The sequence below is a fragment of the Pseudomonas sp. FG6 genome (genome assembly GCF_057809015.1).
In genome coordinates, this window is record NZ_JBMDJD010000001.1 from 77330 (window position 1) to 91891 (window position 14562).

12 protein-coding genes are annotated in these 14562 nt (G+C 63.6%); 6 read left to right on the forward strand and 6 right to left on the reverse strand.

The genetic code is table 11. The annotated features are described in order from the left end of the window. Positions 1 to 42 precede the first annotated feature (42 nt). From folE2 to ACODSJ_RS00320, 4 genes are read left to right on the forward strand one after another with little or no spacing between them, the layout of a single operon-like run. Positions 43 to 939 (forward strand): GTP cyclohydrolase FolE2, encoded by an 897-nt coding sequence (gene folE2 / locus ACODSJ_RS00305; protein WP_489099833.1) that lies wholly within the window; start codon positions 43 to 45, stop codon positions 937 to 939. Then, entirely contained in the window at positions 936 to 1604 is a 669-nt protein-coding gene (locus ACODSJ_RS00310; protein WP_489099834.1) for a metal ABC transporter ATP-binding protein, read from the forward strand. The genes folE2 and ACODSJ_RS00310 overlap by 4 nt, the downstream gene beginning before the upstream one ends. Then, entirely contained in the window at positions 1604 to 2470 is an 867-nt protein-coding gene (locus tag ACODSJ_RS00315) for a metal ABC transporter permease (RefSeq protein WP_489099835.1), read from the forward strand. Before ACODSJ_RS00310 ends, ACODSJ_RS00315 begins: the two co-directional genes overlap by 1 nt. 11 nt (positions 2471 to 2481) lie before the next feature. Continuing rightward, complete coding sequence (locus ACODSJ_RS00320) at positions 2482 to 3357, forward strand: metal ABC transporter substrate-binding protein (protein ID WP_489099836.1); 876 nt, start codon at positions 2482 to 2484, stop codon at positions 3355 to 3357. Positions 3358 to 3450: 93 nt separating this feature from the next. Here ACODSJ_RS00320 and ACODSJ_RS00325 read toward each other — a convergent pair whose 3' ends face one another. Then, the gene (locus ACODSJ_RS00325) at positions 3451 to 3972 is read right to left on the reverse strand and encodes a DUF3617 domain-containing protein (protein ID WP_489099837.1); all 522 of its coding nucleotides are present in this window, start codon (positions 3970 to 3972) and stop codon (positions 3451 to 3453) included. A 141-nt stretch (positions 3973 to 4113) separates the two neighbouring features. On the opposite strand from ACODSJ_RS00325, the gene cls reads away from it, so the two are divergent. After that, positions 4114 to 5553, forward strand: a complete 1440-nt coding sequence (gene cls / locus ACODSJ_RS00330; protein ID WP_489099838.1) for a cardiolipin synthase — start codon at positions 4114 to 4116, stop codon at positions 5551 to 5553. A gap of 26 nt (positions 5554 to 5579) precedes the next feature. On the opposite strand, the gene cfaB is transcribed toward cls, so the two are convergent. The 5 genes from cfaB to hflK form a co-directional block, all read right to left on the reverse strand. Next, positions 5580 to 6767 carry a C17 cyclopropane fatty acid synthase CfaB gene (gene cfaB, locus ACODSJ_RS00335; protein ID WP_489099839.1) on the reverse strand — a complete coding sequence of 396 codons (1188 nt, stop codon included), beginning with the start codon at positions 6765 to 6767 and terminating at the stop codon, positions 5580 to 5582. Positions 6768 to 6959: 192 nt separating this feature from the next. Continuing rightward, positions 6960 to 8855 (reverse strand): heavy metal translocating P-type ATPase, encoded by a 1896-nt coding sequence (locus ACODSJ_RS00340; protein WP_489099840.1) that lies wholly within the window; start codon positions 8853 to 8855, stop codon positions 6960 to 6962. Then, positions 8852 to 9904, reverse strand: a complete 1053-nt coding sequence (locus ACODSJ_RS00345; protein ID WP_489099841.1) for an SPFH domain-containing protein — start codon at positions 9902 to 9904, stop codon at positions 8852 to 8854. Before ACODSJ_RS00345 ends, ACODSJ_RS00340 begins: the two co-directional genes overlap by 4 nt. Beyond that, complete coding sequence (gene hflC / locus ACODSJ_RS00350; protein ID WP_489099842.1) at positions 9901 to 10944, reverse strand: protease modulator HflC; 1044 nt, start codon at positions 10942 to 10944, stop codon at positions 9901 to 9903. The genes ACODSJ_RS00345 and hflC overlap by 4 nt, the downstream gene beginning before the upstream one ends. Beyond that, positions 10941 to 12902, reverse strand: coding sequence for a protease modulator HflK (gene hflK, locus ACODSJ_RS00355; protein WP_489099843.1), 1962 nt, complete (start codon positions 12900 to 12902; stop codon positions 10941 to 10943). The genes hflC and hflK overlap by 4 nt, the downstream gene beginning before the upstream one ends. 219 nt (positions 12903 to 13121) lie before the next feature. Between hflK and lpdA the strand changes: the two genes are divergently transcribed. Continuing rightward, on the forward strand, positions 13122 to 14522 hold the full coding sequence (gene lpdA, locus ACODSJ_RS00360) for a dihydrolipoyl dehydrogenase (protein WP_489099844.1): 1401 nt from the start codon (positions 13122 to 13124) through the stop codon (positions 14520 to 14522). Positions 14523 to 14562: the final 40 nt, after the last annotated feature.

A 14562-nucleotide genomic window follows, 5' to 3' on the forward strand; every position in this document is an offset into this window, starting at 1 on the left:
GTTATAGTATAACATCAAGCTACTCTCCGACGGACCTCGATCATGAATGCTTTAACCCTGCCGGACATTGCCGCGCAAGCAGCCCGACAAGCCTTGCCTCTCGACTGGGTTGGCATGCATAGCGTCGCAATTCCCATCCTCATCGATGGCCAGCGCCTGACTGCCCTGGCCGACGCTGGCGTCAGCCTCGACGACGGCGAAGCGCGCGGTATCCACATGTCACGCTTGTACTTGGCGCTGGAGGGGCTGGAGAACGAGGCACTTTCCCCAGGATTGTTGCGGCGTGTCCTACAGCAGTTTCTGGACAGCCACGAAGGCCTGTCCCATTCGGCGTCCCTGCGTATCCACACCGAACTGCTGTTGAAACGTGCGGCGCTGGTCAGTCCTTTGGCCGGTTGGAAACGTTATCCGGCGTGCATCGAAGCGAACCTGAACAACACAGTGTTCCACGTGGAACTCAAGATTCAGATTACTTATTCCTCCACTTGCCCTTGTTCAGCAGCCCTCGCCCGACAGTTGATCCAGCAACAATTCGTGGACGATTTCGCCAACAAACCGCTCGAACACGCTGAAGTCCTCGCTTGGCTGGGCTCTTCACAAGGCATTGTCGCCACGCCCCATAGTCAACGCAGCGCTGCCCACCTGAGTTTGCGATTGAACGCCGAGGTTGATGAGCTGCCGTTACTGTCGCTCATCAATGAAGCAGAGGCCGCCCTGGGCACTGCCGTCCAGACCGCGGTCAAACGCGCCGATGAACAGGCGTTCGCCCTCGCCAACGGGCAGAACCTGATGTTCTGCGAAGACGCCGCTCGGCGATTGAACATTGCCCTGAAACGCTCGGCCGACATCGCCGCTTTCGAGATACAGGTGGTCCATGCCGAAAGCCTGCATGCCCATGATGCGGTGGCCTACAGCCGCTGGAACCGGGAGGCATCATGATCGATTGCCAGGCCCTGCGTTGGGGTGCACCCGGTCAGCCGCTCACCCCGCCCCTGACGATGAACCGACCGACCGGCAGCCTCACCGCGATCGTCGGCGCCAACGGCTCAGGCAAAAGCAGCTTGCTGAAAGTGCTCGCCGGGCTGCAAAAGCCGCTGTCGGGCAGCATCACACTGGATATTCCACGGCGCGGCGGCGTCTCGTTCCTGCCGCAACAGCAACATCTGGACCGGCAATTTCCCATCAATCTGCAAGAGCTGGTGGCGGCAGGCGCCTGGGGCAAGAGCCAAACACCGGCCCAGCGCAGTGCACGACTCCAAGCCGTGATGAAGGACTGGGCGCTCGGCGGCTTGGAACATCGACCGCTGATGGCGCTGTCCGGTGGCGAATTACAGCGCGCCCTGCTGGCTCGTCTGAGTCTGGCGGACGCGCCGCTGTTATTGCTCGACGAGCCCCACGCGGCCCTCGATGAAGAAGGCCAGGCATTGTTGTGGAGACACATTCACAGTTGGCACGCCGAAGGCCGAACGCTGGTGGTGGTCTGTCACGACCTGGCCGCAGTGCGCCAACACATTCCCCACACCTTGCTGATTCGTCCTACCGGCTGCGTGCTGAACCGCAGCGTCGAGCTGATCAACCTGCCTTCCCACACGCGGGTGGCCTGATGCTCGCCGTCCCCCATCTCTGGCTGCCCTTTCAAGAATTCGCCTTCATGCGCAGAGCGCTGCTCGGTGGCTTGGTGTTGGCGTGCAGCACCGCCCCACTGGGGGTGTTTCTGATCCTGCGGCGCATGAGCCTGATCGGTGACGCTGTGGCCCACGGTATTCTGCCCGGCGCCGCCCTGGGGTTCTGGGTCGCCGGGTTGAGCCTTCCCGCCTTGACCCTCGGCGGCCTGGGCGCGGGCCTGAGCATGGCCGGATTGGCTGCCTGGATCACCCGGCGTACCGGCCTGCGGGAAGACGCCAGTCTCGCCGCGATCTACCCCATTTCGCTGGCGGCCGGCGTACTGATCCTGGGCGTCGCCGGCAAACGCCTGGACCTGCTCCACCTGTTATTCGGTTCCGCATTGGCGGTGGACGGCCCGACCCTCATCGGCATGCTCTGGGTTTCAGCCGGCAGCGTGATCGCCCTGGCGTTGATCTATCGACCGCTGTTGCTCGACACCCTGGATCCGCTGTTCCTGCAAACCGTCAGTCGACTGGGGCCGATCGCCCATGGGGTGTTCCTGACCCTGGTGGTATTGAACCTGGTGATCGGCTTCCAGGCCATCGGCGCGCTGATGGTGGTCGGCCTGATGATGCTACCGGCTGCCGCGTCGCGATTCTGGAGCCGGCGCCTACCGGCATTGATGGCGCTCGCCGCGCTGTTCGGCTGCCTCTCGGTGTGGCTGGGCCTGCTGTTGTCCTTCTACTTTTCAGTGCCCAGCGGGCCGGCGATCGTGCTGGTGGCCGGCGCGCTGTACCTGTCGTCCGTGGTGTTCGGTCCGGTGCACGGCTTGCTGCGCCGCCCGCCTTTGCTCACATCCCCATGAGGAGTTTCCCGATGCGCGTTTTGCTCGTGCTGTTCAGTCTGCTGCTGTCCATGTCCTTGTCCGCCGCCGAGAAGCTTCAGGTGGTGACCAGCTTCAGCATCCTCGCCGACATGACCCGACAGATCGGCGGCGACCATGTCCAGATCACCAACATGGTCGGGCCAGACGCCGATGCGCACACCTACGAACCGACGCCCGACGATGCCAAGGCGTTGTTGCGCGCGAAACTGATCATCAAGAATGGGTTGGGTTTCGAACCGTGGCTGGATCGCCTCGTCACCAGCACCGAGACCAGCGCTCCGGTGATCAGCGCCAGCCACGGCGTAATCCCCCGCTCGTTGGAAGAAGATGGCCAAGCCATTCCCGATCCTCACGCCTGGCATAACCTGGCGAACGCCGAGCTGTATGTCGGCAACATCACCAAGGCCCTGGTCGCCGCCGACCCGGCCAACAAAGCGGATTACGAACGTCACAGCCAGGCGTACCTGAAAAAGATCTATGCGTTGCTCGCCGAAGCCAAAGCCAAGTTCGCTGCCCTGCCGGCGGGTCATCGAAAGATCGTGACGTCCCATGATGCGTTCGGCTACTTGGGCCAGGCCTACGGTATCGATTTCATGGCACCCCAGGGTTTATCCACCGAGCGTGAACCTTCGGCCGCGGAAGTCGCCGCGCTGATTACCCAGATCCGTCAGGAAAAAGTCAAAGCGGTGTTCATGGAGAACATCAAGGACGCGCGACTGCTCAAGCAGATCGCCGACGAAAGCGGCGCGCGCATCGGCGGTACGTTGTACTCCGATGCCCTCGCCGCCAGCGGACCGGCCAGCACGTTCACCGGCCTGTTCGAATACAACCTCAACACACTGTGCAAGGCCCTGGGCCAGCCTTGATTGAGCTGAAGGGTGATGGCAGCGGTTCAGGTCGCTGCCATCGCGAGCAAGCGTTGCTCCCACAACACCCAGGCCACACCCTCGAAATGAGCTTCAGGCGCGCGGCTTGACCGTTCCGCAATCCTGCCCCAGCCACACGGCGCGGGTGTCGAGGCTGCCGTTCTGCTGGATACCGGTGGCATTGAACGTGCCGTTGACCTTGGTGGTGAACTCACGATCGCTCTGGAAGGTGGCAATGCCATTGCCCTGGGCTTTGGGGCAGCTGAAGCGAAACTTCCACTGATTGCCGGTGCGCTCGGTGATCTGCTGTTTGCACCCCGATTGCGGGTCTTGCAGCGGAATGTCATTGGTCTGCACCTGCGCCGGCGTCAGGCACACGCGGATGCCTTTGCCGCCCATGGTGATCCCCTGCTTTTCGAGCATCGCCCGTTGCTCCGGAGTCATCTGGGTTTGCAACTGGCCGAGGATCAGCTGCAGATCCGGCAAATTCTGGTTATCGACTTTCATGTTGCTTGTAGTCAATTCCCACAAGCCCGGTTGAAGCATTTGCGCCTGGGCAGCCACAGGAACTGACAAACCAACCGCCAAGGCCAAACCCAGCAGACGAACATTCATTGCAAGCACTCCAGAGGACAAGTGGCCGTTAGACGCCGCCTGCAGGCTTCGGTTCAGGGCTACGATGAGTGAATTAAGTGGCGACATTCGCCGTGGAACATGGTCTGTTAAGCATTGAAATTTCAGGAGCAAAAGTGCCCCATGGATTATTTCGGCCCGCATGTCTTCGGTTACCTGATCGCGCTGCTCCATACCCTCGGCTCCATCGCCGCCGTCCACGCGGTACTGACGGTGCGAACCGCCCAAGGCTCGATCGCCTGGGCCCTGTCATTGGTGTTCATCCCCTACCTGACCCTGGTTCCGTACCTGGTTTTCGGCCGCAGCACCTTCGATGGCTACATCAAGGCACGCCGTCAGGCCAACGAAGAAATGCGCAAGGCCATCTCCGACCTCAACTGGCGCCCCTGGGTCGAAGAGGCCCTCGCGGCCCGCGCCTCCCAAGCCTATGCGCCGTTACGGGCCATGCCCAAGCTGGGACGTGCGCCGTGCCTGGCGAACAATCAAGTGCAACTGCTCGTGAATGGCCAGGCCACGTTCGAGGCGATTTTCCAGGCCATCGACCAGGCACGCGAAGCCGTGCTGATCCAGTTCTTCATCATCCATGAAGACCGTCTCGGTCAGCGTCTGCAGACATTGCTGCTGAAGAAAGCCGCGCAGGGCCTGTCGGTCTATTTACTCTACGACCGCATCGGCAGCCATTCCCTGCCCCACCGCTATGTCCAGGCATTGCGCGACGGCGGCGTCCACGTCAAGGCTTTCGCCACTCGCAGTGGCTGGCTCAACCGTTTCCAGGTCAACTTTCGAAACCATCGCAAGATCGTGGTGGTGGACGGCGTGCTGGGTTTTGTCGGCGGCCACAACGTTGGCGACGAATACATGGGCGAACGGCCGCCCTTGGCACCCTGGCGCGATACCCATGTGCAAGTGCGTGGACCTGTGGTGGCGAGCATGCAGGAGTCCTTTGCCGAAGACTGGTTCTGGGCCGCCCGTTCATTGCCGCCGCTGATCCTGCCCGACACCTACCCCGATGACGGCGTGCTCTGCCAATTGCTGGCCAGCGGCCCGGCCGATGCCTACGAAACCTGCTCGTTGTTTTTTGTCGAAGCGATTCACGCGGCCAGCGAACGCGTCTGGATCACCACGCCGTATTTCATTCCAGACGAAGCGGTATTCGCCGCCTTGCGCCTGGCCGTGCTGCGGGGCGTCGACGTGCGCATCCTGTTGCCCTCGCGACCGGACCACAAGGTCGTCTACGCGGCGTCGAGCTTGTATGCGTTCGAGGCGGTGCGGGCCGGCGTGCGGGTGTTTCGTTATGAGCCGGGGTTCTTGCATCAGAAAGTGGTGCTGGTCGACCGGGAAATCAGCGCCATCGGCAGTGCGAACCTGGACAACCGCTCGTTTCGCCTGAACTTCGAAGTGATGCTGCTCACCATGGACATCGCCTTCGCCAGCGACGTTGAGCAGATGCTGGAGAAGGACTTCGACCAAGCCCACGAAATCGCTCAACAGGAAAGCCGGGAAACCCACCGCCTGCAGAAGGTCGGCATGCGGATCGCCCGGCTTATTTCACCGATCCTCTAATAAGGACTAGGCTCTGTACGAAAAGCCTAGGGCACGTAGATATCGTCACGGGTCCAAGGCAGTTCGTGGCTACCGTCAGGATGGGCCTTCACCGCCAGGATCTGATGCAGGTTGATCCAGCCCTTGGCGAACGCGTAGGCGCAACCGGCGAGGTACAAACGCCAGATCCGCAGCGCCTGCTCCGGCACTTCCTTGGCCGCTGCCTCAAGATTGTCTTCCAGGCGCTCGCTCCAATGATCCAAGGTGCGCGCGTAATGCATGCGCAGGCTTTCGACGTCGACGATCTCCAGGCCCGCTTCACTGATGTACGCGCCAATCATCGACAGGTGCGGCAGTTCACCGTGGGGGAATACAAACTTCTCGATGAACTCACCGGCACCGCGTCCCACCGGGCGACCGTCGGTGTGCTTGGCGGTAATGCCATGGTTCATCACCAACCCACCGGCGCGAACGGCGCCAAACAGGGTCTTGCAGTACTGCGCCAGATTGGCGTGGCCCACATGCTCGAACATCCCGACGCTGACCACTTTGTCGAAACGACCGTCCTGGGGCAGGTCCCGGTAGTCCAGCAACTGCAACTCGACCTGCCCTTCCAGGCCCTGCGCCTTGACGCGTTCGCGCCCAAGCGCCAGTTGCTCTTGGCTCAGGGTGATGCCAAATACCTTGGCGCCGAACTCCCGCGCGGCGTAACGCGCCAGACCGCCCCAACCACAGCCCACATCCAGCAGATAGTCACCGGGTTGCAAGCGCAGCTTGCGGCACAGATGACGAAACTTGGCTTGTTGGGCCTGTTCAAGGCTTTCACTACCGGTCTCGAAATAGGCGCAGGAGTAAGCCATGTCGCTGTCGAGCCACAACTGGTAGAAGGCATTCGACAGATCGTAGTGATAGGAGATCGCCTGGGCGTCGGTCTCCTTATCGTGGACCGTGCGCACCGGCGTGACATCGTCGTCTTCATTCAGCAGCGCCTGGCTCCATTCGTCGCAGACGCGTATGACTTCGTGGATCGACCCTTCGAGTTCCAGTTTGCCCTCGACGAACGCCGCCCCAAGCGCATCCAGGCTGGGGTGGGTGAGTTGCGCGACCATTTGTGGGTCCTTGACCACGATCGTGACGCTGGGATCGGCCCCCAGCATGAATTCATGGCCATCCCAGAGCCGCAGCCGAAGCGGGAGATGCAGATTCTGTAAGGCCGGTGGAAGTTGCGCGAGCATGGAAAATCCCCCTTGTTTCAGACGTCTGAAATGAGGGTAGACCAAAGTAGAAAAATAGCAGGCTATCCAATTTATAGCCCTTTTCTATCACCGCTCCACCCGCATCGTGCGCTCGCGGCCTGAAGGCTTGCCCTCTTCCCAGCAGACTGCGCGCACCGCCTACAGTTCGTCGCGCACGCCCGGCGGCCCACCTCACACCTTCGCCAACGGCTCCTGGAACCGCAGCAATCGCCCGGCATTGCCCAACACCAGCAGCGTGCTCAGGTTGTGCAGCAAGGCCGCAATCATCGCCCCCGCCGCGCCAAGCCAGCCAAACGCGGCGAACGCGACGATCGCCAAGGTCCAGCCCAGGCCGATGATCACGTTGACCTGCAACGTGCGGCGACACTGACGGCTCAACCGCACACAGGTCCCCAGGCGCCTCAAATCGCTGCCGATCAGCACGATGTCTGCCGACGCCAGGGCGATGTCCGCGCCTCCGGCACCCATCGCAACGCCCACGACCCCGGCCTTCAGCGCGAGGGAGTCGTTGATGCCGTCGCCCACGACCATCGGCCGGAAGCCGTGGTCGATCTCGGTCATGACTCGCTTGAGCTTGTCTTCCGGCAGGGCCCGGGCTTGGACATCACTGATGCCGACCTCCCGGGCGAGAGTGTCGGCCACGCTTTGGCGGTCCCCCGTCAGCAGCAGCTGTCGTCCCATCCCCAACTCGCGCAATTGCGTCATGGCCGTTCGTGCTTCTGGCTTGATACTGTCGGCCAGCAGCAGCCAGGCGAGGAACTGTCCGCCCAAGGCCAATCCGGCAATCGGGCCGTCGTGCTCGGGGATCGCCGCCGTGGCGATGCCCAACTGGGCGAACAACTCCGGTCGACCGAGCGCGGCCTCGCCCTGTTCGGTCATCGCGACGATGCCCAGGCCCTGGCGCTCGTGAATGTTCAGCAGCGGCAAGTGTTGTGCTTGTTCCACCAGCCCCGCCAGGGCACGGCTGACCGGATGACTGCTGGCCGAACCGAGGCTGGCGGCCAGCGGCAACAGGGAGGCATGGTCGTCGAGGGCGCTTTCGATCGATTGCAGGCGCAGGGTTCCGTAGGTCAGGGTGCCCGTCTTATCGACCACCAGCGACGTCAGGTCCGCCAGTTCTTCGAGGAACGCCGAGCTGCGAATCAGGATGCCATGGCGCGCGGCCACGGCGATTCCGGCGATGGCCGTGGCCGGCGCGGACAGCACCAGCGCGCAAGGACACGCCGCCACCAATACCGCCAGCATCGCCTGGGCGTCGTGAGTGACGAACCAGGTCACGGCCGCCAGCAGCAACACCAACACCAGGTAACTGCTGGCGTAACGCTCCAACAATCGGGTGATGGGCGGCTTGGAACGTTCGGCGCTTTGCATCAAAGCGATGACCTTGCCCAACGTCGATTCACCGCCGGTACGAGTCACTTCCAGGCGCAGCAAGCCATCGAGGTTGATGGCGCCCCCAAAGACTTCGGTGCCCACCACGGCTTCCAGCGGCACCGATTCGCCCGTGATCGGCGCGGTGTCGAGGCTGGCCTGGCCGGACAACACCCGACCGTCAGCGGGGACCCGGTCGCCGGCACGCACCTCCACCACATCGCCCGGCCTGAGCGTGCTGTTGTCCACGTCGATGATCGTCCCATCGGCCAGTACCTTGCGCCCTTGACTGCGGGTCAGTTGGCCAAGGGCGTGGATCGCTTCCTGGGAACCGATGACACTGCGCTCCTCCAGCACATGGCCGAAAATCATGATGATCGGCAGCAGCGCGGCGGTCAGCAGGTCGCCGGTCGCCCAGGCGCCCAGCATCGCCAGGGCGATCAGTTGGTCGGTGAGCCCATGCAGGCTCGGATAACGCAAGCTGTACCAGGCCGAACGCATCACCGGCACCGCCACCAGCAACGAAGCGAATCCCAGCAACAGTTGGCTCACACCGGTCTGTTCCGGTGACCAGCCGCGCCAGACCAGGCCCAAGGCGAGCAGGCCGAGCGCGAGCATCGCCAGGGTCAGTTGTCGAGCGGCAGCGCGCTGCTCGGCGCCCGACAGCATGGGTGCGGCGACGGTTTGAGCGGTCATTGCTCGGCTCCTTGGATAATCAGGCGGGCATCGTCTTTTGGATCGACCGTCGTCACTGAACCGGCCTGGCGAAGAATCGCCGGCACACGTTCGCGATAAAGGCGCAGCAACAGTTGCGGGTCGCTGCCTTGGGTCTTCGCCAGCCCCAACACCGAGGCAGTGTCGGTGGAGGCTTTGGCCAGGCGTTCACTGGCCTGGGCATGGGCCACTTGCAGGGCCCGGTCGGCCTCCTGGCGCGCAGTCTGGGTCAGTTTTTCAGCTTCGGTGCGGGCATTGGCGATGGCTTTATCCGCCTGTTGGCTGGCGGTCAGCACCGCATTGAACGCACTCACCGCCGGCCCTGGCAGGCTCGACTGCACATCGACCCGCACCACTTCGACGCCCACCCCCTGCCCTGTCGCCGCCAGCTCGGCCAGGCGGCGGTTGATCCCTTGCACCAGGTCACCGCGCAAGCGTTCGCGGCGTTCGGCGGCTTGGCTGTCGCTGCCCATCAGTTCGGGACGGGCAACCAGAATGGTGTCCAAGTCCCGGGCGGCAGTCAGCGCCAGCGCACTGCGAGTCGCCAACCGATCCAACGCCGGCAGCACGTGCTCGCCCTGCAAGACATAGGCGTAAGGCTCGGTGACCTTGTAGAACAGCCGCACATCCAGCTGCACCACGCCCGCATCTCCGGTCAATAAATAGCCGGAGCCTGCCAAGGCATCGTTCACCGGCGTGGCGAAACTGGCGACACGGTCGGCCTGCAAGGCGGCATCCGTACGCAGCAGGCTCTCGACCCGTCGCTCCAAGACCCGATCCGCTGCCGGCAATAAAATCACCTGTTCCACGGGTGAAGGCCAGGCCAATAACAGGCCGGCGTTCTGGATTCGGTCCAGCGCGCCGAAGTGCAGCACCACCGCCCGATCCTGTGGATCGATCTGCCTCACGTTGGAGAACACCCAGGTCAGCGCTGCCAGGACGGTGACCGCGTAGAGCGCCAGGAAGGCCAGGCGACCGGCCTGAATCCATGGGCTGGACAACTCGTTTGTTCCACGTGGAACTTCACTCATGGCTGTGTTCCAGCCTTGGGTTCCACGGAAGGTGGGCCGTCCACCAGGACGCGAAACGGCGCGGCATCCGTGCGCAAGATCAGTTTGGTGCTGGGGCTGACGATCGTGCCAAGGGTGTCCAACGAACGCAGGAGGTTGTAGAGCTGCGGCGAACCGGCGTAGGCGCGGCCATAAATCCGGGCCGCTTCGACCCGCGATTGCGCTTCGATATCGGCAGCTTTTACCGTCGCGTCGGCTTGCACGATTCGCGCGTCACGCTCCGCAGCGGAACGGATCTGCGCCGCCTCCCGCTTGCCGATGGCGGTGCGCTCGGTGGCGATGGTTTCACGCTCGGCACGCATGCGGTCAACCGTCGCGGTCAGCGTCACCGAAGGCAAGGTCAGGCGTTCGATGCCGACTTGCAGCACCCGCACCCCATACGTCGCGAGCAGTTGCTGCTCGATCTGCTGGCGTAATTGCGTTTCGAAATCGGCGACGCGCACCTGGCTGGCGTCGGTATTGACCAGGTTCGCCAGGTCGAAACTGGCCGCCGTGGTTTCCAGCGCCGAGCCGACAAACGTCCGGATCTGCCGCGCCGCCTCGTCCGGCTGGTTCTGTACCGCCCGCATGAAGCGCTGCACGTTGCCTGGATCACCTTGTACCTGCCACGCCACGTACGCCTGAACGATGATCCGCAACCCATCCCGCGTACCGACATCCTGCAGCCCGCTGGAAGTGGTGCGCAATCGCAGGTCGACGGGGATCGCCGCCTCGAACGGCGCCGGCCAGCGCCAACCCAGGCCCGGCTGCAACAGCACCCGCGCCGGGTTGCCAAACCGGGTGATGACCGTGGCCTCCCCGGAGCGCACCTGGACCAGGCTGGCCGCCGCGACGGCAAACGCCACCAGCAATGCCGCCCAGCCCATCCGCCGCCAAGGGAACGGGCCGGCGTGTTCTGGTTCGCCGTGATGGTGGTGATGATGCCCATGGTGATGGCCGGCATGGCCGTGATCGTGGCCGGCGTGCACGTGGCTATGATCGTGGGAAGAAGACGGGCTCAATGGGCAGCTCCTGGCGGGACAGGGTTACGCGGCGACGCGGGGTCTGCCGGCAGCGGGAAGGTACGCAGGTCGATGGTCGGCGCGTTGCCACCGCCACCTAACCGATGATCGAGAATCAGCAACCGGGCATTGCCCAGGCCGTGACTCAATTGACTGAGGTATTGCTCCAACACAAACGCGTGACCGGCCGATGCGTAGGCTTGGCGCTCTGCGGCGAAGCGCAAGTCCGCCGCTTGGGCGTTCGCGTTGATCTCCCGGGCCGAGGCTTGGGCCTGGTCATGGGCAACGCTGGCTTGCAACTGCGCCTGGTTGGTCTGCTCGGCCGCCGCCCCCCGCTCCCGGGCGATCAGCGCCTGGGCCCCGATCTGTGCCGCTTGCACACCGTGGTAGGCATTGGCCGCGCCCGCTGGCGGGTGAATCGCTTCGACCACCGTGGCGAGGATTTCCACACCGCTGTCCAGCGCCTGCAAATCAGCCTGAACCGCGCGACCGATTTCATCGGCGAGGCTGACGCGGTCGGCACCCAACAAACCGTCCAACGTGCGCGAGGCGAATTCATGCACCAGGATTCGACTGGCGGTGCTGCGGATCAGCAGCGGGACGTCCGCACTGTTGTAGGTCGCAGCCAGCGCCGCCGCGTCCGTCAGACCGATGCGATAGACGAAACGCACGTCCATGTTGACGATCTGGAAGCTCTGCTGGTCGGCACGGCGGCTGGCGATGACCTGGGATTTATCGTTGACATGACTGGCGTCCCACAGCCGATTGGCGATCTCCGGCGCCGGCCCCTCGGCCGGGTCAGCCGCCACGGGCACCGACGTGTCCCCAACACTGGTGGCGAGTTCATGAACCACGCCATTCTCGACGTTCAGCACCCGGCCCCACGGCCAAGGCATGCCGACGTGCAGGCCCGGGCCGAACACCTGCACCGGCTTACCGAAACGCTCATAGATGCCGCGCCCTTGCAGCGGCACTTCATGCACGCCCGTCAATAACCAGCCCACCAACGACACCAGCGCCAGCACCGGCAGGAACGCACGACGCATGTAACTGAACGCCCAGATCTGGCGCAGGTCGATGCCGAAACGGTTATGCAGCTCGTGTTGCAGGGCCAGCAGCGGTTGCGGCGGCCAGCGCAGCAGACCGGCGATCACACTGCGGCCCAGCAGTGTCGGTTCCAAAGCGTCGCGGCGTGCGGTGAACAACGACAACACAGCACGCAGCAACAACTCCACCGCCACCAGGCCCGGCAAGAGCCCCATCAACACCACCAGGCGCGCCGGCCAGACGGACGCTGGCCCGGCGAACAGCAACCCCAAGGCGCCGAGCACCAGCACGATGATCGCCACCCGCGTCAGTTGTGCCAGGTGTGCCGCCTCCGGCCATTGCACCGGGGTTTGCTGGGCCAACTGACGCTCGAACACCAACAGCCCGAACGCCAGCAACAACGAACACACCGCGCCGACACTGGCTGAGACGCCGAGGCTGGCTGCCGGCAACGTCAGGTCCCAGGTGTGCTTCAGACTCAGCAGCACCAACAGCGCCCAACCGGCCAGCCACAAGACCGGCGCACCGATCTGCTCCAGCAGGCCGACCCAACGGGCGCCGATTCGTTCAAGCAGCCGTTCATACCAGCCCAAGTGCTCAACCGGCTCGTCAGCCGCCACGACGATATTCACAGCCGGCGACAGGGCCCTGGTGCGCCATTGCGTGATCCACCAGGCCGATTGCAGGCCTGCGACCAGGACCCACAGGCCGGCACTCTGGCTGACCAACACCGCCGGCCACAGCGACTGCGGCGAAAACAGTCCGATAAAGAACGCCAACACCAACCCCACGCCCGCCACGCCGGCTAGCGCAAAGGCGATCCAGCGCAGGCGCCGTCCCTGGAACGATGCCTGTTGAAAGCGTGGCCAGTCGGCCAGTTGCGCCCCTTCGATATCACGATCGACTTGCATACCACCCCAGCGCTTGTCGCGATCAAAATCGGCGGCGGTGGCCAACCGCCACCGCCGCTCTGTTATGTCGTTACCTTATAACGATTGCTGTGAAATTTCCGTTTTGAATTCTTCATGACCAGAACCCAGTCTGGGCCTTGACTTAAGCCTTGACCGAAATCCTCGGAAGCGCTCATATTACGAGCATAATTTTTTATCAGGCCATGTGGGGAGACAGTGATGAGCCATTACGACGTGATCATTCTGGGCGGCGGTCCTGGCGGCTATAACGCGGCGATCCGGGCCGGACAACTGGGGTTGAAAGCCGCTTGCGTCGAGGGACGGCCCACCCTCGGCGGTACGTGCCTGAACGTCGGCTGCATGCCTTCCAAGGCCCTGCTCCACGCCTCGGAACTCTACGAAGCGGCCATCGGCAAGGAGTTTGCCAACCTGGGCATCGACGTCAGCCCCACGCTCAACCTCGCGCAAATGATGAAACAGAAGGACGAAAGCGTCGCCGGCCTGACCAAGGGCATCGAATTTCTGTTTCGCAAGAACAAGGTGGATTGGATCAAGGGCTGGGGCCACATCGACGGACCGGGCAAGGTGACGGTCACCCACGACGACGGCGGCAAGACCGAACTGCGCGCCAAGGACATCGTCATCGCCACCGGCTCACAACCCATGCCACTGCCCGGCGTGGAGATCGATCACCAGCGCATCCTCGACTCCACCGGTGCGCTGTCCTTGAGTGAAGTACCCCGGCACCTGGTCGTGATCGGCGCGGGCGTCATCGGTCTCGAACTGGGTTCAGTCTGGCGGCGCCTGGGCGCCCGGGTGACGGTGGTGGAGTACCTTGATCGCATCTGCCCTGGCGTGGACGCCGAGGCAGGCAAGACTCTGCAACGGGCCTTGGCCAAGCAGGGCATCGAATTCAAGCTGGGCGCCAAGGTCACTGGTGCCGTTTCCTCGGCCAGCGGCGTGCAATTGCAGGTCGAACCGGCGGCGGGCGGCGAGCCGCAGCCACTGGACGCCGATTACGTGCTGGTCGCCATCGGCCGGCGACCCTACACCCAAGGGCTGGGACTGGAGAACGTCGGGCTGAGCCCAGACCCGCGCGGCATGCTCGCCAACCAGCAGCACCGCACCCAAGCGCCAGGCATCTGGGTGATTGGCGACGTGACGTCCGGGCCAATGCTGGCCCACAAGGCCGAGGACGAAGCCATGGCCTGCATCGAACAGATCGCCGGCAAAGCTGCGCAAGTGAACTATGCGCTGATCCCCAGCGTCATCTACACCCGCCCGGAACTGGCCAGCGTGGGCAAGACCGAGGAACAGCTCAAGGCCGAAGGCCGGGCCTACAAGATCGGGAAGTTTCCATTCACGGCCAACAGCCGGGCGAAGATCAACCACGAGACCGAGGGATTCGCCAAGGTCCTGGCGGACGAACGTACCGACGAAATCCTCGGCGTGCACCTGATCGGCCCAAGCGTCAGCGAGATGATCGGCGAGTACTGCGTGGCCATGGAGTTCGGCGCCTCGGCCGAAGACATCGCCCTGACCTGCCACCCTCATCCGACGCGTTCGGAGGCGCTGCGCCAGGCGGCGATGGCCGTAGAGGGGATGGCGACGCAGATGTAGGCGCCTGCCGCCTTCGCGAGCAAGCTTTGCCCCCACAAGG

Coding starts and splice junctions, on each gene's coding strand:
- folE2 (WP_489099833.1), top strand. CDS start 43: ATGAATGCTTTAACCCTGCCGGACATTGCCGCGCAAGCAGCCCGACAA.
- ACODSJ_RS00310 (WP_489099834.1), top strand. CDS start 936: ATGATCGATTGCCAGGCCCTGCGTTGGGGTGCACCCGGTCAGCCGCTC.
- ACODSJ_RS00315 (WP_489099835.1), top strand. CDS start 1,604: ATGCTCGCCGTCCCCCATCTCTGGCTGCCCTTTCAAGAATTCGCCTTC.
- ACODSJ_RS00320 (WP_489099836.1), top strand. CDS start 2,482: ATGCGCGTTTTGCTCGTGCTGTTCAGTCTGCTGCTGTCCATGTCCTTG.
- ACODSJ_RS00325 (WP_489099837.1), bottom strand. CDS start 3,972: ATGAATGTTCGTCTGCTGGGTTTGGCCTTGGCGGTTGGTTTGTCAGTT.
- cls (WP_489099838.1), top strand. CDS start 4,114: ATGGATTATTTCGGCCCGCATGTCTTCGGTTACCTGATCGCGCTGCTC.
- cfaB (WP_489099839.1), bottom strand. CDS start 6,767: ATGCTCGCGCAACTTCCACCGGCCTTACAGAATCTGCATCTCCCGCTT.
- ACODSJ_RS00340 (WP_489099840.1), bottom strand. CDS start 8,855: ATGACCGCTCAAACCGTCGCCGCACCCATGCTGTCGGGCGCCGAGCAG.
- ACODSJ_RS00345 (WP_489099841.1), bottom strand. CDS start 9,904: ATGAGTGAAGTTCCACGTGGAACAAACGAGTTGTCCAGCCCATGGATT.
- hflK (WP_489099843.1), bottom strand. CDS start 12,902: ATGCAAGTCGATCGTGATATCGAAGGGGCGCAACTGGCCGACTGGCCA.
- lpdA (WP_489099844.1), top strand. CDS start 13,122: ATGAGCCATTACGACGTGATCATTCTGGGCGGCGGTCCTGGCGGCTAT.